The 18,758-nt window shown below is 53.0% G+C and carries 19 protein-coding genes; 12 read left to right on the top strand and 7 right to left on the bottom strand.

Annotated features, from left to right (window positions below):
* Window positions 1-46: 46 nt before the first annotated feature.
* From DFK18_RS13695 to DFK18_RS13685, 3 genes are all read left to right on the top strand, one after another.
* The gene (locus DFK18_RS13695; protein ID WP_114418835.1) at window positions 47-1,030 is read left to right on the top strand and encodes a TAXI family TRAP transporter solute-binding subunit; all 984 of its coding nucleotides are present in this window, start codon (window positions 47-49) and stop codon (window positions 1,028-1,030) included.
* An 83-nt stretch (window positions 1,031-1,113) separates the two neighbouring features.
* Window positions 1,114-3,732, top strand: a complete 2,619-nt coding sequence (locus DFK18_RS13690; RefSeq protein ID WP_114418834.1) for a TRAP transporter permease — start codon at window positions 1,114-1,116, stop codon at window positions 3,730-3,732.
* Between the two features lie 5 nt (window positions 3,733-3,737).
* Window positions 3,738-4,178, top strand: a complete 441-nt coding sequence (locus tag DFK18_RS13685; protein WP_162299789.1) for a universal stress protein — start codon at window positions 3,738-3,740, stop codon at window positions 4,176-4,178.
* Here DFK18_RS13685 and DFK18_RS13680 read toward each other — a convergent pair.
* Complete coding sequence (locus DFK18_RS13680; protein WP_114418832.1) at window positions 4,175-5,203, bottom strand: DNA-binding protein; 1,029 nt, start codon at window positions 5,201-5,203, stop codon at window positions 4,175-4,177. The two genes, DFK18_RS13685 and DFK18_RS13680, sit on opposite strands and share 4 nt — an antisense overlap.
* Before the next feature lie 218 nt (window positions 5,204-5,421).
* Between DFK18_RS13680 and DFK18_RS13675 the strand changes: the two genes are divergently transcribed.
* The 4 genes from DFK18_RS13675 to DFK18_RS13660 all read left to right on the top strand — a co-directional run bounded on the left by DFK18_RS13675 (window position 5,422) and on the right by DFK18_RS13660 (window position 7,766).
* Window positions 5,422-6,618 carry a tyrosine-type recombinase/integrase gene (locus DFK18_RS13675; protein ID WP_114418831.1) on the top strand — a complete coding sequence of 399 codons (1,197 nt, stop codon included), beginning with the start codon at window positions 5,422-5,424 and terminating at the stop codon, window positions 6,616-6,618.
* A 54-nt stretch (window positions 6,619-6,672) separates the two neighbouring features.
* Window positions 6,673-7,086, top strand: coding sequence for a hypothetical protein (locus DFK18_RS13670; RefSeq protein WP_114418830.1), 414 nt, complete (start codon window positions 6,673-6,675; stop codon window positions 7,084-7,086).
* Between the two features lie 11 nt (window positions 7,087-7,097).
* Window positions 7,098-7,505, top strand: a complete 408-nt coding sequence (locus tag DFK18_RS13665) for a SufE family protein (protein ID WP_245944403.1) — start codon at window positions 7,098-7,100, stop codon at window positions 7,503-7,505.
* A gap of 63 nt (window positions 7,506-7,568) precedes the next feature.
* Window positions 7,569-7,766, top strand: coding sequence for a hypothetical protein (locus tag DFK18_RS13660; protein WP_114418829.1), 198 nt, complete (start codon window positions 7,569-7,571; stop codon window positions 7,764-7,766).
* A gap of 5 nt (window positions 7,767-7,771) precedes the next feature.
* On the opposite strand, the gene yidD is transcribed toward DFK18_RS13660, so the two are convergent.
* The 5 genes from yidD to DFK18_RS13635 form a co-directional block, all read right to left on the bottom strand.
* Window positions 7,772-8,074 (bottom strand): membrane protein insertion efficiency factor YidD, encoded by a 303-nt coding sequence (yidD, locus tag DFK18_RS13655; protein ID WP_178006192.1) that lies wholly within the window; start codon window positions 8,072-8,074, stop codon window positions 7,772-7,774.
* A gap of 6 nt (window positions 8,075-8,080) precedes the next feature.
* Complete coding sequence (gene hisI, locus DFK18_RS13650; RefSeq protein ID WP_114418828.1) at window positions 8,081-8,524, bottom strand: phosphoribosyl-AMP cyclohydrolase; 444 nt, start codon at window positions 8,522-8,524, stop codon at window positions 8,081-8,083.
* A gap of 59 nt (window positions 8,525-8,583) precedes the next feature.
* Window positions 8,584-9,918, bottom strand: a complete 1,335-nt coding sequence (locus DFK18_RS13645; protein ID WP_114418827.1) for a dihydroorotase — start codon at window positions 9,916-9,918, stop codon at window positions 8,584-8,586.
* A gap of 16 nt (window positions 9,919-9,934) precedes the next feature.
* Entirely contained in the window at window positions 9,935-10,387 is a 453-nt protein-coding gene (locus DFK18_RS13640; RefSeq protein ID WP_114418826.1) for a transcriptional repressor, read from the bottom strand.
* Window positions 10,388-10,482: 95 nt separating this feature from the next.
* Window positions 10,483-11,298, bottom strand: coding sequence for a DUF599 domain-containing protein (locus DFK18_RS13635; RefSeq protein WP_114418825.1), 816 nt, complete (start codon window positions 11,296-11,298; stop codon window positions 10,483-10,485).
* Between the two features lie 106 nt (window positions 11,299-11,404).
* On the opposite strand from DFK18_RS13635, the gene DFK18_RS13630 reads away from it, so the two are divergent.
* Window positions 11,405-12,019 (top strand): TetR/AcrR family transcriptional regulator, encoded by a 615-nt coding sequence (locus DFK18_RS13630; protein ID WP_114418824.1) that lies wholly within the window; start codon window positions 11,405-11,407, stop codon window positions 12,017-12,019.
* Here DFK18_RS13630 and rimO read toward each other — a convergent pair.
* Complete coding sequence (rimO, locus tag DFK18_RS13625; RefSeq protein ID WP_114418823.1) at window positions 12,007-13,356, bottom strand: 30S ribosomal protein S12 methylthiotransferase RimO; 1,350 nt, start codon at window positions 13,354-13,356, stop codon at window positions 12,007-12,009. The two genes, DFK18_RS13630 and rimO, sit on opposite strands and share 13 nt — an antisense overlap.
* A gap of 86 nt (window positions 13,357-13,442) precedes the next feature.
* Here rimO and DFK18_RS13620 point away from each other — a divergent pair, with 86 nt between their 5' ends.
* The 4 genes from DFK18_RS13620 to uvrC are packed head-to-tail and all read left to right on the top strand — an operon-like array spanning window position 13,443 to window position 18,735.
* A complete protein-coding gene (locus DFK18_RS13620) occupies window positions 13,443-14,438 on the top strand; it encodes an ABC transporter substrate-binding protein (RefSeq protein WP_114418822.1) in 996 nt (331 codons plus the stop codon).
* Window positions 14,438-16,168, top strand: a complete 1,731-nt coding sequence (locus tag DFK18_RS13615) for a sensor histidine kinase (RefSeq protein ID WP_114418821.1) — start codon at window positions 14,438-14,440, stop codon at window positions 16,166-16,168. Before DFK18_RS13620 ends, DFK18_RS13615 begins: the two co-directional genes overlap by 1 nt.
* 59 nt (window positions 16,169-16,227) lie before the next feature.
* Window positions 16,228-16,869 (top strand): response regulator, encoded by a 642-nt coding sequence (locus tag DFK18_RS13610; RefSeq protein ID WP_114418820.1) that lies wholly within the window; start codon window positions 16,228-16,230, stop codon window positions 16,867-16,869.
* Between the two features lie 15 nt (window positions 16,870-16,884).
* Window positions 16,885-18,735: an excinuclease ABC subunit UvrC gene (gene uvrC, locus DFK18_RS13605; protein WP_114418819.1), complete on the top strand. Its 1,851-nt coding sequence runs from the start codon at window positions 16,885-16,887 to the stop codon at window positions 18,733-18,735.
* Window positions 18,736-18,758 lie beyond the last annotated feature (23 nt).

Here is an 18,758-nt window from a genome sequence, read left to right as displayed (position 1 = left end):
GATACGCAGCAACAAAATCGAAAAAGAGCAGCTTAGGAGAAAAAGCATGTCAAGGCTTAAAACATCACTGGCAGCGGCCGCTGTCACAGCCGGCTTGGGACTGGCCACTGCCAGCTCCCAGGTTCTTGCCAATGAAAGCTTTATCACTATAGGGACCGGTGGTGTCACGGGTGTTTATTATCCAACTGGTGGCGCTATCTGCAGACTGGTCAACCGTAATCGTAGCGAACACGGTATCCGCTGCTCGGTTGAGAGTACCGGGGGTTCAGCTTATAACGTGAACACCATCCGGGCTGGCGAACTGGATTTTGGGGTGGCCCAGTCTGATGTTCAGTACAATGCTTACCGTGGTGAAGCCCAGTTTGAAGATGCAGGTGCTTATGAGGATCTGCGTGCCGTTTTCTCTATTCACCCTGAAGCCTTTACCGTAGTTGCCCGCGCGGATGCTAATGCCACCGAATTTGATGATCTGGAAGGCAAGCGCGTCAACGTAGGCAATCCCGGTTCCGGCCAGCGTTCAACGGTTGAGCAGTTGCAGGAATTGCGTGGCCAAAGCATGGATATCTACGCCCAGGCAGCTGATCTTAGAGCGGCAGAAATGTCCAGCGCTCTCTGCGACAATCGCATTGACGCCATGATTTACGTGGTAGGCCACCCTAGTGGTTCCATCAAGGAAGCAACCAGCAGCTGTGACAGCCGTCTGGTCAATGTCCGTGGTGATTACGTCGATGAACTTCTGGCAGAATACCCCTACTATCGCCGTGCTACTATCCCTGGCGGTGAATATGCGGGTAACCCGGATCCCGTTGAAACCTTTGGTGTTGCCGCAACTCTGGTCACCACTGCAGAAACACCGGATGAGCAGGTCTATCAGCTGGTGAAGGCTGTTTTTGATAACTTTGATACCTTCACCCGTCTGCATCCAGCCTTTGCGGGTCTGGAAAAAGAAGACATGGTCCGTGCCGGTCTATCTGCGCCCCTGCATCCCGGTGCAGAGCGTTACTATCGTGAAGCTGGCCTGATCGACTGATCAGTTAGGTTTGCGTTTTTGCTATGAATGCCAGCTAGCCGGTCCGGTTTAGCTGGCATTTTTATTTGGTAGAGGACATCAGGATGACTGAAAACAATAACAGGAAAGACATCAGTATCGACGAATCTGCTGAGCAGGATGCCAGCAAGCTGGTAGAAGCGGAAAGCGGTGCCCGCCATCCAGCCGGGCTGGCGGGCAAGTTGGTTTTACTGGTTGCTCTTTGCTGGTCCTTGTTTCAGCTATGGTATGCATCACCCTTTTCATTGATCAGCTCATCGTTTGCCAGACCTATTCATCTGGCTTTTGCCATCTTTCTGGCTTTTCTGGCCTATCCGGCCTTCAAACATTCACCGCAAAACCGTATTCCCTGGCATGACTGGTTGTTCGCACTGGCCGGCTCGGCTTCTGCCCTCTATCTGGTTTTTGCCTATGAGGCCCTGGCCACTCGTCCAGGCATACCCATTACCACCGATCTGGTCTTTGCCGGTATGGGTATGGTGCTTTTGCTGGAAGCCACCCGGCGTGCATTAGGCCCCCCTTTGATGGTGGTGGCCGGTGTTTTTCTGATTTACACCTATTTTGGCCCCTATTTTCCTGATGTGATTTCTCATCAGGGCGCCAGTCTGGAACGCTTGTTATCCCATCAATGGCTGACTTCCGAAGGGGTGTTTGGGGTGGCTGTCGGCGTATCCGTCAGTTTTGTCTTCTTGTTTGTACTTTTTGGTGCGCTTCTGGAAAAAGCAGGGGCGGGCAATTATTTTATCAAGGTCGCCTTTTCTCTTTTAGGTCACATGAAAGGTGGGCCAGCCAAGGCCGCTGTTGTGGCTTCGGGCATGTCTGGCATTATTTCCGGTTCTTCCATTGCCAATGTGGTTACTACCGGCACCTTTACCATTCCGCTGATGAAGCGAGTCGGTTTTCCGCCCACCAAAGCAGGTGCTGTTGAGGTAGCCTCCTCAACCAATGGTCAGCTGACACCGCCAATTATGGGGGCAGCGGCCTTTTTGATGGTGGAATATGTCGGTATTCCCTATCTGGATGTAATCAAGCATGCCATCCTGCCGGCATTAATCTCTTATATCGCCCTGATTTATATCGTTCATCTGGAAGCCAGTAAGGCCAGAATGGAAGGGATTCCACGGCGTTATAAACCCACACTTTTGCATAGTCTGACCAGTTTTGTGGGCACGATTCTGGGGATCTGTATCCTGTCCCTGGCGGTTTACTATGGCATAGGCTGGATCAAACTGATTTTTGGCAGTTGGGCGTTGGCCGTCGTGCTGCTTCTGACTCTGTTGGTTTATTTTGCACTGGTGGCTTATGCCTGCAAATATCCCGAACTGAGCATGGATGATCCAGAAAGCCCTGTTATGGAATTGCCGGAGGTGGGGCCAACGGTCAAATCCGGCCTTTATTTTCTGCTGCCCGTCGTCATTCTGGTCTGGTGTCTGGCTGTTGAACGCTTTTCACCTGGCGTTGCTGCTTTTTGGGCCACCATCTTCATGATTTTTATCGTGGTAACCCACCGGCCTCTACAAGCCTGGTTCCGTAATCGTCGTAACCAGAAGCAGTTGCTGGAGCCCAAAAAAGCCTTTCGTGATGGCTTGGTAGACCTTTACGAGGGCTTGATTGCCGGGGCGCGTAACATGATTGCTATCGGGGTGGCCACGGCCGCAGCGGGTATTGTGGTGGGTACGGTGACCCTGACAGGCATAGGTCTGGTGATGACGGACTTTGTGGAGTTCATCTCTGGCGGCAGCCTGATGTTGATCCTGTTTTTCACTGCCGTAATCAGCCTGATTCTGGGGATGGGCCTACCGACCACAGCCAACTATATCGTGGTATCCACCTTGATGGCGCCGGTGATTGTAGAGCTGGGGGCGCAGAACGGTCTTCTGGTTCCCTTGATCGCTGTTCATCTGTTTGTCTTCTATTTTGGCATTCTGGCCGATGATACTCCGCCGGTGGGCTTGGCCGCCTATGCAGCGGCTGCTGTCGCCAAGGCTGATCCGATTAAAACCGGTGTCCAGGGTTTTACCTACGACATACGTACGGCCATTTTGCCCTTTATGTTTATCTTCAATACCAACCTCTTGCTGATTGATATCACCAACTGGTTCCACTTTATAACCGTGGTATTTGGAGCCACCCTGGCCATGCTGGTCTTTGCTGCAGCCACCCAGAATTTCTGGCTGACCCGCAATCGCTGGTGGGAAACTCTGGCCATGTTACTGATAGCCTTTACGCTTTTCAGGCCCGGTTTCTGGTGGGATATGGTGTATCCACCGGTAGATCGCTTGCCTGCAACCCAGATACTGGAAGCAGCGGAGCGGGTACCTGAAGATCAGGGGCTGCGTATCTGGGTGGAAGGTGAAAGCCTGGATGGACGTGAAGTCAGTAAGGTGGTTCGCTTGCCTCTGGGTGATGCCGGGGAGGGGCAGGCAAGACTGGAAGAAGCTGGCTTGATGCTGCAGGTCACTGAAACGGAAGTTATTGTCGATATGGTCACCTGGGATTCACCTGCCCAGGCACTGGGTATCGATTTTGGCTGGGAGATCACCGGTGTAGAAAGAGACCGGGAAAGACCGGCGAAGGAATGGATGCTCTTGCCTCCGCTCCTGCTTTTGGGTCTGATTGGCTGGTTGCAGAAAGCCCGTGCCAGACGTGAAGAAGAAACCCCCAAAATGTCCAGCGAGGCCTGATGATTATGTTTAAGCAGATTTTATTACCGCTGGATATCAGCGAAGGCCAGGAATCGAAAAAGGCGATTCAAGCAGCTGTTGATCTGGCTAAAACCCATGACAGTTGCCTGCATGTGCTCAGTGTCTTGCCCGGGTTTGGGTCGCCGGTCGTGGCCAGCTATTTCCCGCAAAAGGATTTGGACCAGCTGCTCAAGGAAGTCTATCAGCAGCTCACCGACCTGGTAGAGCCTTTTATTCCCGACGGCCTTCAAGTCAAGCTTCATGCTGTTGAAGGCAAGCCTTACAAGCAGATTTTGCAGGAGGCCAAAAGGGTAGGGGCTGATCTGATCGTCATCCCCAGTCATAGCCCTAAAGCAGTTGAGCGCTTTTTCCTCGGCTCTACGGCTGCACGGGTGGTGGAAAGGGCAGAAATCTCGGTGATGGTTATTCGTGATCACCAGACTTAGGGTGTCATGATCAGGGGAGAGCTGCGCTTTGCCCTGGCTTTCTCCAATTCTTTTCGGGCCAGTCTTAATTGCTGGCCTTTTTCTTCCAGCTGTTTTTTAAGATCCACCAGCTCAGCCTGCTTGGCTTGGGTTTCTAGCAAGACGGCTTCATTTTTCTGCATCAGTTCCTGTTGAGTCACTTCCAGGTCGTGCAGTCGGGTTTGTTGGTCCCGAGTTTTTTCTTCAAGTTGAAGCCTTTGCTGGCTGCTTGCTTCCAGCTTGCCTTGGTATTGTTTTAGCTGTGCATGCAGCTCCTTGGTTTCTTCCTGCCAGGTTTGCTGTTTAGCAGCCATTTCGCTTTTAAGTTCCCGAGCCTCCTGGCGGGCCAGATCCACTTCCTGCATCCAGCGCTGCTGATGGGCTTCATTGCGTTCCTGCTCTTTTTCCAGGCTGGTTTGATACTCCTGATGCAGGCGCTCTATCTCTGCCTGATGTTCTTCCTGACGCTGAGCCAACAACAACTTGCCGGCATTTAACTCCTGTTCCAGAAGCTGGTGTTCCTGGCTCAGGGATTCGATTTTCTTTTCCTGATGGCGATTTTCTTCTTCCAGACGCGTTCTGGCCACAGTTTGCTGATGCTTTTCTTCCTGTAGCTGAGCATTTTGAGATGTCAGGAGATGATTGCGCTCTTCACTCAGCTGTACTTTTTCTAGGGCCTGATGCTTTTCTTCCAGCGCCTGGCGTATCTGTTCATCTGCGGCCTGACGATATTGCTGCAATTTTTCTTCTGCCTGATTACAAGCCTGTTGCCATAGCTGTTGTGTCAGCTCCAGCAAGGCTTCCGGTGGCTGTTCCTTGCCTTCATGTTGCAAAGGGCCTGCTTGTCGCTGCTCTTCACGCCAAGTACGCAGATGCTCGCTGAGAGTGGTAAAGCTACCACGCCCCAGGTGTTCACGAATCCTCTGAACAGTCGGGTTTTCACCTTGACGATGCAGCTGTTGGATCGTGGCAACCACCTCAGCATATTCGACACCTTTTCTGGCCATGATGCATCTCCTGGATTTATCGGGGGAGGAACCTTGGTGTTATCTAGGCTTTGAAGCCTTGGCTCAAGTTTTTAAGGATAATATTACGTTTTACGTAAAAAGTAAAATATAATACGATATAGCTGCTCTATTCATGATAACCGTAATTATCATGAATGCTGGAAAGGCAGCTCCGTTACAGATAAAATGCAGACAAACCCATGCTTTCAGGAACCAATATGGCCACGCAGATCAAGCCAACCACCCAGGCTTTGCCCTTGGTGCCACTGGAGCGTTTACCGGAATTGCCCGAGGAATTGTCAGGCCGTTATGGCAGCAACCGGCCCGCATTAAATGTTCCCTGTCAGTTGGCTGCCCAGACCGACCTGGAGGCTGTGCAGTCCTGGCTATTGGAATACCAGGAACAGCCACAGACGTTCAGAACCTATAGAAAAGAAGCGGAGCGCCTCTTGCTCTGGTGCTGGATAGAAAAGGGCAAGGCTTTCTCCAGCCTTAACCGGGATGATCTGGCTGACTATCAACGCTTTCTGCAGGACCCACAGCCTACAGCCCGTTGGTGTGGCCATGGCCGGGCACCGCGCCATAGTGCTGACTGGAAACCCTTTAAAGGCGGGTTAAGTCGCAGCAGCCAGCAACATGCCTTACGCATCCTCAAGGGGCTTTTTCATTATCTGCATTCGGCTGGCTATCTGGCAGGCAATCCTTTGGCGCTGGTTCGACAAAAGGAAATTCGCCAGGAGGCTCGTCAGGTCAGAGAGAGGCACCTGGATCAGGAAACCTGGGAAGCATTGGTGGATTTTTTGCAACACCAGCCTGCAGACAGCGTCAAACGGCAACGTCAGCTGGAGCGCTGGCGGCTTCTACTGGCTTTTTTGTACCTCCTGGCGCCTCGTGTGCATGAAGTGGCCAATGCGCGTATGAATGATTTCTTTCAACGTCGCGGCCACTGGTGGTGGGCCGTGGAGGGCAAGGGCCAGAAGTATGCTGAAATCCCGGTGAGCAAAGCACTGATTGCTGCACTGAAACGCTACCGCGAGTTTCTGGGTTGTTCACCCCTGCCCTCACAGGAAGATTCCAGTCCGGTTATACGCGATCTGCAAGGCAATAAGGGTATCTCTGCCAACATGATTTACCGCACCATGAAGGATCTGACTGATGAGGCCAGCCGTGCCTTTGCGGGAAAACAGCCGGAAATCGCAGAACGCCTGGCCAAAACCTCAACCCACTGGTTTCGGCATACCTCGATTACGCACCAGGCTGATGCCGGGGTGGAGCTGCGTTTTCTGGCCAGAAATGCTCGTCATGCCAGCCTGGCGACTACTCGTATCTATATGCACGAGGAAGAGGAAGCCTGGCAAAAAGAAAATGACAAGCAGGCTTGGCAGGCTCCCTGGACGGACAGCCAGCAGGACTAAAATCTGCTAGACTGGCCATCTTTATAGGCCTGCAGACTTGAGAGATAAGCGCGGATGCTGGGAAAAATTTTGATCACTGGCCTGGTTTTGGCCGTGACCTACTTCTACTGGAAGAAACAATTAAGACAGCAGGAGTCAAACCACCAACAAAGAGCTCCCCAGCAACCCTTGGCCGGTCAGCTGGAACACCCTGACCGGGTGCGTTTTGCCAAGGTATTCGTCTTTCTGGTGGTGGCCGTCGCCCTTCTGGCCAGTGGTGGTTATGCCTATTATGACTGGCAGGACAAGCACACCCTTTTGGAAGTTCGGGTCGTCAACCCGGTTTCCGGACAGGATGATGTTTACGAGGTCTACAAAAAAGACCTTCAGGAAAAGGCCTTTACCACCCGTCATGGCCAGCATATTCGAATTGCCAACAGTGAGCGCCTGGAAGTTCGCCCGCTGAATGAAGAAGAATCGCCTTTTTAGGAGCTAAACAAGTGTCAGCACAAGAAGCTCAGCAGGAACTGCTGGAAGAATTTGAGATGTTTGATGACTGGATGGATCGTTACCAATATATTATCGATCTGGGCAAAGCCTTGCCTGACTATCCGGATGAGTGGAAAACCCCGGAATACAAGATTGAAGGCTGCCAATCCCAGGTCTGGATACGCCCGGAAATCAAGGAAGGACGCATTCATCTGCATGCCATCAGTGATGCCGCTATTGTCTCCGGCTTGATTGCTCTCTTGCTGCGCATTTACAGCGATCGTACGCCTCAGGAAATCCTGGATACACCTCCGGATTTTCTCAAGGAACTGGGTCTGGATCAGCATCTGAGCCCCACCCGCAGCAATGGTTTGCATGCTATGCTGGAGAGGATTTTTGCCCTGGCCAAGGCCAGCTAATCGTCTGGGGCTGCACTAGCCCCGGCTGCTTCCTTCAATATTCAATACAGGAGTTGACTTGATATGAGCTACGAATCTTTGGCAGGTGCAGGCTCCGGCCTGAGCAAAAGAGAACAGATTGCAGCGATGATCATGCAGGGGCTGGCATCCACCAGTGATAAAAACTTTATCCATGACGCCAGTGCCGATGTGATGGCCGACAGTGCTGTTCGCTGTGCCGATATTCTCATCAAGAAACTGGAAGAAATGCCGGAAAAATAAAGTGTTCAGGTATTTTCGTCTTGGTTCTTATCCTGTTTTTCCGGAACCAGATCAATCCCGCCCGGATGAAAAGGATGGCAGCGCCCTACCCGCTTGATGCTGAGCCACAAGCCCTTGATCGGCCCATGGATTCTCAAAGCCTCTTCGGCATAATGCGAGCAGGTGGGATAAAAACGGCAGCTGGGCGGTTTTAGTGGGCTGATAAAGTACTGGTAAAAACGCACCAGCCCGATCAGCAGCTTTTTCAGCAACTGGCCCAGCAGCCTTAATGGCCAAAGCAGGCCATTTCTAACCTTCGGGGTTAACATAAGGATCTAGCCGTAGAGGCTGGCAGGATCCACATCCACATCCTTGATGACCTCTAGCCCTTCCGGTTTTAAATCCATATAAAAGCAGCTGCGACGCCCGGTATGACAAGCAGGCCCCTGCTGATCAACCAGAAGCAGCAGAGCATCACCATCACAATCCACTCGCACAGCCTTGAGAAGTTGCACCTGACCGGAACTTTCACCCTTGCGCCAGAGTTTCCCGCGAGAACGTGACCAATAACAGGCCCGCCCTTCCTTCAAGGTGATTTCCAGGGATTCACGATTCATCCAGGCCTGCATGAGCACTTCGCCGCTATCCTCCTGCTGGGCGATGGCCGCAATCAAACCCTGATCATTAAAAGCCAACTGGTCGAGGGTTGCTTTCAGGCTCTCATGAGTGCCACGGGGTGCTTTTTCCAATTCTTTCCAAAAGCTGTTACTTGAAGCCATAAAACCTTCTTGATTGTTTGCAGAGCAAAAACCGGCTGAATTCCAGCCGGCTTCTGTCCTTAGCGGTCAAACGTTAGGCGCTGGCCAAAGATGCCATCACTCAACTGCCCGTTTTCATAAGCGATCTGGCCGTTAACCAGGGTGGCTGAAATTCGGCTTTGAAAGAGGTGACCTTCAAAGGGTGACCAACCACACTTGTAAAAGAGACTGGCTTTATCGACCAGGGATTCGCCTTGAAGATCGACCAGAACCAGATCAGCAAAATAGCCTTCGCGAATATAGCCGCGATCCTTGACCTGATAGGCTTCCGCCGGATTGTGACTGGCCTTCTGTGCGATCGTTTCCAGAGATAAGCGGCCGGCATGGTAGTGATCCAGAAGACTGGGTAGCGCATGCTGGACCAAGGGCAGGCCTGCCGGAGCCTTGAAGTAGCTTCTTTGCTTTTCTTCCCAGGTATGTGGGGCATGATCCGTCGCGATAATATCAATGCGCCCTTCCTTGACTGCCTGAAGGATAGTATCTCGGTCCTTTTTACGCTTAATGGCCGGATTGCATTTAATCTGAGCTCCCAATCTGGGATAGTCCTCTTCACTGAACCAGAGGTGGTGGACACAGGCTTCGGCAGTGATCTGTTTGCCACGCATTTCACCCGGTTCAAAGAGTTCCAGTTCTCTGGCGGTGGTGATATGTAAAACGTGCAGTCGGGTGCCGTGTTTTTTAGCCAGCTCCACAGCATAGGAGGAGGATTTCCAGCAGGCTTCTTCCGAGCGAATGGCGGGATGCTCGGTAAAGGGCACCTCTTCCCCGTATTTTTCCCGGGCCGCATCTTCATTGGCCTGGATCATCGGGGTGTCTTCGCAGTGGGTTGCCACCAGAATGGGAGCTGAAGCGAAAATACCTTCAAGAATTTCTGGCTTATCGACCAGCATATTGCCGGTTGAAGCGCCCATGAACACCTTGATACCACAGGCTGCCTGGGGATCCAGATTCTTGATTTCATCCAGGTTGTCATTACTGGCCCCCAGATAAAAAGCAAAGTTAGCGCGAGAGCGACCGGCAGCGCGGGTGTACTTGTCTTCCAATGCCTGACGATTAATGGTCAGGGGATTGACGTTGGGCATTTCCATGTAGGTGGTGATGCCGCCGGCAACAGCTGCTGCTGATTCCGTGGCAATATCGCCCTTGTGGGTTAAGCCCGGCTCCCGGAAATGCACCTGGTCGTCAATCATGCCGGGCAGTAGATGCAACCCCTTGGCATCGATAACCCGAGCGGCCTTTTCGGCAGAAAGGTCACTAGCGATTTTGGCGATACGCTGGTCTTTAATGGCAACATCCGCCTGGTGAACCCGGCCTTCATTGACCAGGGTGGCCTGGGTGATCAAAAGATCATGCATGGTGGTCGCTCCGAAATTAACTGGCTTGTTTTTGCTGACAAGTATGGCAGATTCCCTGCACTTCGATAGTTTTTCTAATGACTTTGAAACCCTGGTTTTGGGCTGCTGTTTCCAGGCGTTCATCCAGGGTTTGTTCGTGGAGTTCCTGCACTTGGCCGCAATCCTGACAAATCAACAACTGGTAGGCTTGGGCATGTTCCGGACAGGTACAGCTGACATAGGCATTCAGGGATTCAATCCGATGGATCAGGCCGTTATTGAGTAGAAAATCTATGGCCCGGTAAATGGTCGGAGGCCTGGCCGATGGGTTTTCAGCCGTCAGCGCATCCAGCAGATCATAGGCCTTGGCCCCGCCGGGGCTTTCGACAATCAACTCCAGAACCCGGCGACGGGTAGGCGTTAATCGTAACCCGCGTCGATGGCAAAGATGATCGGCTTCTGCCATTAGTGTATCCACTTCCCGGCTCATGGCTGCTCTCTGGAGGTTTTTGTTTTCACGAAAAAAGTTTGCCTATTCTACGTGCTGCCGGGAAGGCGCACAAATGACGCTACTCCCGGCTCCGCTTAGTTGCCTTGTTTGTCAGGCTTACCTTGATTGCTGGGTGGCTCGCTATTGAGTTCATCCTTTTGCAGGATGCCGCGGAAGGTCAAATCCAGATCGCGCCCTGCAGCCAGGGCCTTAAGTGTCTTGGAATGAAATTCACGGCGATAAAGGACGCCGACCACCCCTGCTGTAGCCACGATAAAAGCCAGTGGATGGAGAAACCAGCCCAGAAGCGCCAGGCCAAAGTAATAAGCCCTCAGACCATAATTGAACTGGTTGGCAGCCAGATCGATAACATTGGCAGCTTGGACTGCAAACATTTTTCTTGCCCCCGGCGTGGCGTCCTTCTCGTTGGGTGTGGGGGCACTGCCAATCAGAATGGCGCAGAAATTGTATTGGCGCATTGACCAGGTAAAGGTGAAAAAGGCGTAGATAAACAGGGCAATCAACAGAAGCAGCTTGATCTCCAGCCCCAGGCGGGTGGGTTCAATACCGGCAAAAGGCAGGTCGGCCAGCACCACCAGGGCACGATCCGTCGCCCCCATCAAGCCAAAGAGGGCCGCCAGGATCAATAAAGCACTGGAAGCAAAAAAGGCGCCATTGCGTTCCAGATGGGTCATGATAGTGGCATCGGCAATACGAGCTTCACGGGTTAAAAGACGGGTCATCCAGTCATAACGATAACTGTGCATCACACCAGCCAGGCAACGCTTGCTGCGCTGACGACGGCGTGAATACTCGTAATACCAGGCCCAACAGAGAACAAACCAGGTTAAAGCCAGCCAATCCAGCCAGTTAAAGGCCAAGAGCAAGCGCTCTGACACCAGGTCCAGCATGAAAACACCTCGTTACTGATCTGCGCCCTCCCTGCGAGGACGCTTGTTTGTTACACTAACCCTTTAACCAATCTGGGTATTCACTAGTTTTGAGGACTAGTCCGCAGTGAAAAAACAAAGTACCACCAAAACTTGCCAAGACAAGCGTCAGCAAATTATTCAGGCCGCTTCCGAGGCGTTTCTGCAAAAAGGCTACCAAAATGCCAGCATGGAAACGATCGCCTGTGAAGCCGGTGTCGCCAAACAAACCCTCTACAATTATTTTGGCAACAAGGACGCCCTTTTCGAGGAGGTGGTCAATCTCCTGTGCACCTGCGAAAACGAGCAGATGCGTTCAGAAGATATCAGCAGTGACCGGGTGGAAGCTGTCTTCCACGCTTATGCCCAAGGCTTGATCTCTGATCTGCTATCCATTGAAGACACTGCGCTTTTTCGCATGATGGTAGCTGAAGCCCTGCACTTCCCTAATCTGGGCAAGATGTTCTTTCAGGCAGGTATGGAAAAAGACCGTAAATTGCTGGTCGAATTCTTAACTCGGCAGCATGCAGCCGGCAACCTGGTGATAGATGATGCCAATCAGGCCGCGCTTCTTATCCAGGGTGCACTCAATGCCTATTTCCGTCCCAAGTTCATCATGACCGGGGAAAGCCCCAGCCCTGAAGAAATGCAGAAGCATATCGATTACTGTATCGAGAAAATTCTTAAGCTTTACCGTCCCTGAATCAACCGTCCCCAGAGGTCGTGCTCATCGGCCTCGGTCACCTCAACCTCTACCCGCTGACCCGGCTTGAGCTGGGTCTCGCCCAGCAGGAAGAGCTGGCCATCAATTTCCGGGGCATCGCCCTGGGTTCGCGCAGCAGCGCCATCATCACCCACTTCATCGATCATGACTTCCAGGCGCTTGCCGATTTTCTGTTGCAATTTGGCGGCACTGATTTCTGCCTGTTTTTGCATGAACCGAGCCAGACGTTCTTCTTTCACCTCTTCGGGAACCGCACCGGGCAAATCATTGGCTGTGGCCCCATCCACGGCGGAATAGGTAAAACAGCCGACCCGATCCAACTGGGCTTCATCAAGAAAATCCAGCAGGTAGTCAAAATGCGCTTCTGTTTCACCGGGAAAACCGACAATAAAGGTGGAGCGCAGGGTGATATCCGGGCAGACTTCCCGCCAGCTACGTATCCGTTCCAGTGTTTTTTCACTGGCAGCAGGCCTTTTCATGGCCTTGAGCACTTCGGGATGGGCATGCTGGAAGGGAATATCCAGATAAGGCAGGATCTTGCCTTCAGCCATCAGTGGCAGGATGTCATTGACATGCGGATAAGGATAAACATAGTGCAGGCGAATCCAGCGCCCCAACTGGCCCAATTCTTCACAGAGTTCTTTCATGCGGGTCTTGACCGGGCGTCCCTGGTGAAAACCGGTACGGTATTTCAGATCCACCCCATAGGCACTGGTATCCTGGGAAATAACCAGTAATTCTTCCACGCCTGCATTCACCAGACGCTCAGCCTCGCCCAGGACTTCCCCGATCGGGCGGGAAACCAGATCCCCCCGCAAAGAAGGAATAATACAGAAGCTGCAACGATGATTGCAGCCTTCAGAGATCTTCAAATAGGAGTAATGCCGTGGTGTCAGCTTGATGCCCTGGGGAGGAAGCAGATCAATATAGGGGTCATGATCCACCTGGGGAGGCAGATGTTCATGCACAGCCTGGACCACTTCTTCATATTGCTGGGGACCGGTCACCGCTAGAACCTGGGGATGGAGTTCACGGATGGCGCTTTCATCCACCCCCATGCAACCGGTAACAATCACCTTGCCGTTCTCGTGCAGGGCCTCTCCAATGGCTTGCAGGGATTCGGCTTTGGCCGCATCAATGAAACCGCAGGTGTTGACGACGACCAGATCAGCATCTTCATAGCTGGCAACCAGATCGTAGCCTTCACCTCTTAATTGGGTCAGAATACGCTCGGAATCAACCAAAGCTTTGGGGCAACCCAGACTGACAAAACCAACACGGGGAGAAGAAACGGCAGAACTAGAGTTCAAGGACATGAAAGAATTACACTATGCTTGTTCAAAAGCATGCATTCTAACGATTACCTCTCTCAGGGTCACCCACTTCCTGTTAAACTTCTGCAATGCGATTACCCCAACTGCTGCTTCTTTTAGTCTTTATGCTTCTAGTCGGAGGCTGGATTTCCAGTCATCTGCAGACAACGGCTGAGCCATCTGCTGCCAGGCCGTTAAAAGTCGCGCTCGTTTGGGTACCCAACCCGCAGTTTGCCGGTTTCTTTCTGGCTGAGGAATTGGGCTACTACGCTGAAGAAGGCATCCAGGTTGATTTTCTGCCCTACCAGACACAGAAATCAGTACGCCAGCAGTTGGTAGAAGGCGAAGCCGATCTGGGAATCGATAGCCCTGATCAGGTACTTCAGGCCCGCGGCGATGGTCAGGAGCTGGTGGCCCTGGCTGCCATCTTTCGGATTAGCCCCATCGCTTTTGCAGCCAGAGGTGAGCTGCATATGGAAAGCCCTGCTGATTTGCAGGGCAAAAGAGTCGGCAGCCTGCCGGATGGTACCACCACCCTCATGAACGCACTCCTGGCTGAAAATGGCCTTCCACAGGATGTTATTGAGCGAGTACCCGTAACCTCGACCCTGGATGCCTTTTTGCAGGAAGAAGTCGATGTCATCCCCATCTACATCATGGATGAAACCTATATCCTCGATCAACGAGGCATCGATTATCAGTTGCTGCTGCCCCAGGATTATGGTGTCGATACCTACGGCGACACCCTGATCACCACCCAGTCCATGATTGAATCCCGACCCCAGGCAACCCAGGCTTTTGTGCAAGCCAGCCTCAAGGGATGGCGCTATATGATCGAGCATCCTGACCAGGCACTGGCAGCAATCAAACCCTATATGCATGAGGACTATCAGCACCCCGGCCACCAGGAGTATCTCCTGCACCAGGCCGCACCACTGATTCATACCGGCCTGGGGCCCCTGGGCTGGATGCAGGCCAATGACTGGCAGCGCCTCTATGAAGATCTATTACGCCAGGGATTGATCGCCAGACCCTTTGATATCCACCGGGCCTTTACCAACCAGTTTCTGGATATCAATAACTGATGCCGGCCACCTCCCCATCCCGCCAACAAGCCTTGCACCTGCTCGTAGGGGTCTGGGTTCTGGCATTACTCGTCAGCCTGCCTTTTTTCCTCTTCAGCCTGGGACAATATGAAAAAGAGGTGACTCAGCGCCTGGAGAACCTCGCTGACTACAAGGAAGAAGCACTGCAGAACTGGATTCAGCAGATGGATGTGGCGCTCTTGCGTCTGGCACGTCTGCCCAAGATCACTGCAGCAGTCACCCAGCCCTATGACCTGACCCCGGATCCCAGTAGTGTTTTTAACCAACATCATTTTCTTAACGAGACTCTGGAAAGTTACCTGAGCCCTTTTGGCCCTTTCCTCGAGGTGTTCATGCTGGATTCAGCCGGCCAGGTGGTCTACTCCAGTGATCCTGAACAGCTGGGTAAAAACAAGGCCTCCCGCCGCTATTTTATCCAGGGCCAGCATACGGCTTATATTCAGAATATCTATCATTCGGTCACCCTCAGGTCGGCAGCCATGACCCTGGCTCGTCCCCTGCATTTGCAACAACCGGATGGCTCCCAGGAATTCAAGATCGGCGTAATTGCAGCCAGGGCTGATTTAAGCAAACTGAATCGCTTGATGGCTGCTGGAGACTCATCCAGCCAGACGCAAATTCGTAGCTACCTGGTGAATAAATACAACTTCTTTATAACCCCGCCGAACCCCGACGAAGCGGCAGACTTCACCTATCCCCGGCCAACGCATACCCGAGGGGTGCATGCCTGTTTGCAGAATCGCCCCTTGCAGGGCGTTTATCTGGATCACCGCGGTGTCAGAGTACGAGGCACCGCCCGCTGGCTACCCCAGCATCAACTCTGTCTGCTGGTGGAAGAGGATTACACCAGCCGCTATCAGGTCTTCGGCCAACAATTTCTCGGAGTGTTTTTGTTGTTGATCCCGCTTTCTCTGGTGATCTGGTGGCTGGCTCCCCGTCTGGGGTATTTGCAGGAAGAACGCAAATACCAACCAGGACAGGTAGATACCCGTTTTCTCAGCCTTCTGGGCCATGAAATACGTACCCCCTTGAATGGCATCATTGGCATGCTGGCTCTCTTGCAGGAAGGGCGGCTCGACCCTGAGCAGCGCCAACAAGCCCGAGTGGCTGATGCTTCTGCCCAGCAATTACTGAATCTGCTCAAATACCTGATTGCCAGGGCCCGCCAGGGCAACCATCCGGTCAAAGACCAGACAGAAGCTCTTCATTGGCAAGATATCAATGAGTCTCTGGAGATGCTTTTACGCAGTTTTACCCGCTCGGCTGACCACAAGGGGCTGAAACTCCACTTTTTGCCCGCCCCTCAGCTCAGGAGTCGGGAAGTCCAGGCCAATCTGACCCTTTTGCTCCAACTGGCGAGCAATTTGATCGAAAATGCAGTTAAATTCACTGAAAGTGGCAGTGTAACCCTGGGGTTGAAAGCTCGCTTGCTACCCGGCAACCAGGAAGTGGAAATCCAGATGAGTGTGGCCGATACCGGACCAGGCATTGCTGAAACAGATCAGAAAAAGATTTTCCAACCCTTCCATCGTCTGAATAACCAGCAGAAAAGCCCCGCTACCAGCCTGGGGCTGGGGCTGGCGATCAGCAGTGAACTCAGCGAGCAGCTGCAAGGACACCTCGCTCTGCAATCCACCCCCGGCCAGGGAAGCTGCTTCACCCTGACCTTCGTTGCCCCGGTGCGGCGAGCGGTAAAGACCTCACAATAATCAGCGAATTTTTGTTATTCTTGCAGTCTGCAGGTTGGCTGCTTTTGAGGTGAAGCCCCGTGATACGAGTTCTTATCGTTGATGACCATGATCTAATCAGAACCGGCATCGAACGCATGCTGGAAGATGCCGAAGGCATAGACGTTATCGGCCAGGCAACGGATGGCGAGGATGCCATTCAGCAAACACGCGACCTGAAGCCGGATATCGTGCTGATGGATGTAAAAATGCCAGGTATCGGCGGTATCGAAGCCACACGAAAAATCTGCAAGGTCAATCCGGAAACCGAAGTCATTGGGCTGACAGCCAGTGGCGATGACACCTTTGTCCAGATGCTGTTACAAGCCGGGGCCAAGGGCTATTTAACCAAGGGCTCCAGCTTTGAAGAAGTGGTCCGCGCCATACGCCTGGTTTCTGCAGGCCAGCATTACGTTGACCCCACTGTAGCCAGTAGCCTGATTGCCCGGGATCCGGAAAAGAAAAATGCCAACCCCTTCAGCCAGTTGTCGGATCGGGAAATGCAGGTGGCCATGATGATAGTCAGCTGCCAGAAGGTGCAGGAAATTGCCGATAGCCTCTTTGTCAGCCCACGTACCATCAACACCTATCGCTACCGGATTTTCGAAAAACTGGAAGTCCGCAACGATGTTGAACTGACCCACCTGGCCCTTAGGCATAAGCTCGTTGATGTTACCGATTAAAAATTCAGAGCCATCATGACAGACACCGCCGAGTCTTCCCCAGACGGGTTGTTTGACAGTAAAAGCTTTCTCGCTCAGGTAACCCGCGCGCCGGGGATCTACCAGATGTATGCAGCTGACGGCAAGATTCTCTATGTCGGCAAGGCGCGTAACCTCAAAAACCGGCTGAGCAGTTATTTTCGCAGTAATCAGCTGCCGATAAAAACCCAGGCCCTGGTCAGCCGAATCGCCAATATCGAGGTGACGGTGACCCGTAGCGAGACGGAAGCGCTGCTGCTGGAACAAAACCTGATCAAGGCACTGAAACCACCGTTTAATATCCTGCTTCGGGATGACAAATCCTACCCTTTTTTGCATTTCTCCGATCATGACTGGCCCGCCTTGACCATCAAGCGGGCGCGTCACCAGCGGGGAGCGGGGGAATGGTTCGGCCCCTACCCCAGCGCCAACAGCGTGCGCGAGACGCTGCAACTGCTTTATAAGGTGTTCCAGATCCGCCAATGCGATGACACTACCTTTAGCAATCGCAGCCGTCCTTGCCTTCAGTATCAAATCAAACGCTGCTCGGCTCCCTGTACCGGAGAAATCTCTGCCCTGGCTTACCAGGAAGATTTAAAGCATGCGCGCCTCCTGCTGGAAGGTAAAAGCCAGGAGGTAACCGATCGCCTGGCTGAAAAAATGGAAGCGGCCGCAGCGGAACTGGATTTCGAGCAGGCCGCCCACTTCCGCGATCAGATTCAGCAACTGAGGCAGTTACAAATCCAGCAGGACGTGGATACCGGCGTGGGTGATGTCGATGTCTTTGCCCTGGTTGCCTCCGAGGGACGTTCCAGCATCAGCCTTCTGCAGGTTCGCCAGGGGCGACTGATCGGAACCCGACACTTTAATTTTGAAAACCCGCTGGATGCCAGTGATGAAAGCACACTCACCGCTTTTGTTGCCCAGTATTTTCTCACTCGAACTTCCCTGCCGCCGGCCCCGGAAATCCTCCTCAGTCATGAACTGGAAGAGGCGGAAACCCTACAAGAAGCTCTGCAGGACAAATTTGGCGTCAAGCCGAGGCTGGCCCACCGGGTAAGAACCCAAAGGGCTCGCTGGCTGGAACTGGCACAGACCAATGCCCAGCAGCAATTGGTGAGCCAGCGTAACAAGACGGAACAACAGCAGAAGCGCCTGGAGGATTTGCAGACGGTTCTACAACTGGAAGAGCCCATCACCCGCCTGGAATGCTTTGATATCAGCCATAGCCAAGGAGAAGCAACGGTCGCCTCCTGCGTGGTATTTGATACCGAAGGGCCGCGTAAACAGGATTATCGTCGCTTTAATATCGAAGGAGTAGCCGCCGGCGATGATTATGCGGCCATGGCCCAGGCCTTGCGCCGCCGTTACCAACGCATCAAAAAAGGTGAGGTACCCCTGCCGGATGTGCTGATCGTGGATGGTGGCAAGGGCCAGCTGAACGCCGCCAGGGAGCTGCTCAAAGAACTGGATATCACCGGCTTGCAGCTGCTGGGGGTGGCCAAGGGCACCACCCGTAAGCCCGGCCTGGAAACCCTGTTTATCGAAACCCCCGACCGGGGCATGGATCTTCCGGGCCATCGTCCGGCCCTGCATTTGATTCAGCATATTCGCGATGAATCCCATCGTTTTGCCATTACTGGACACCGGCAAAGACGCGACAAGGCCCGCAAAACCTCCTTCCTGGAAGGGATTAAAGGCGTGGGCAGTAAAAGACGCCAGGCCCTGCTGCGCCACTTTGGTGGGCGCAAGGCCGTGGCCGAGGCCAGCATCGAGGCTTTATGCCAGGTTGAAGGCATTAATCGTGCCCTGGCCGAAGAAATTCATGCTACCCTTCATCCCCATTAAGTCCAACAGCCAAAGAAGACGAT

Origin of the sequence: Marinospirillum perlucidum (genome assembly GCF_003336805.1) — a bacterium.
In the GTDB taxonomy this organism is placed as follows: Bacteria; Pseudomonadota; Gammaproteobacteria; order Pseudomonadales; family Halomonadaceae; genus Marinospirillum; species Marinospirillum perlucidum.
Note: the sequence above shows the minus strand (reverse complement) of the source record. Positions and strands in the feature narration are given on the sequence as shown.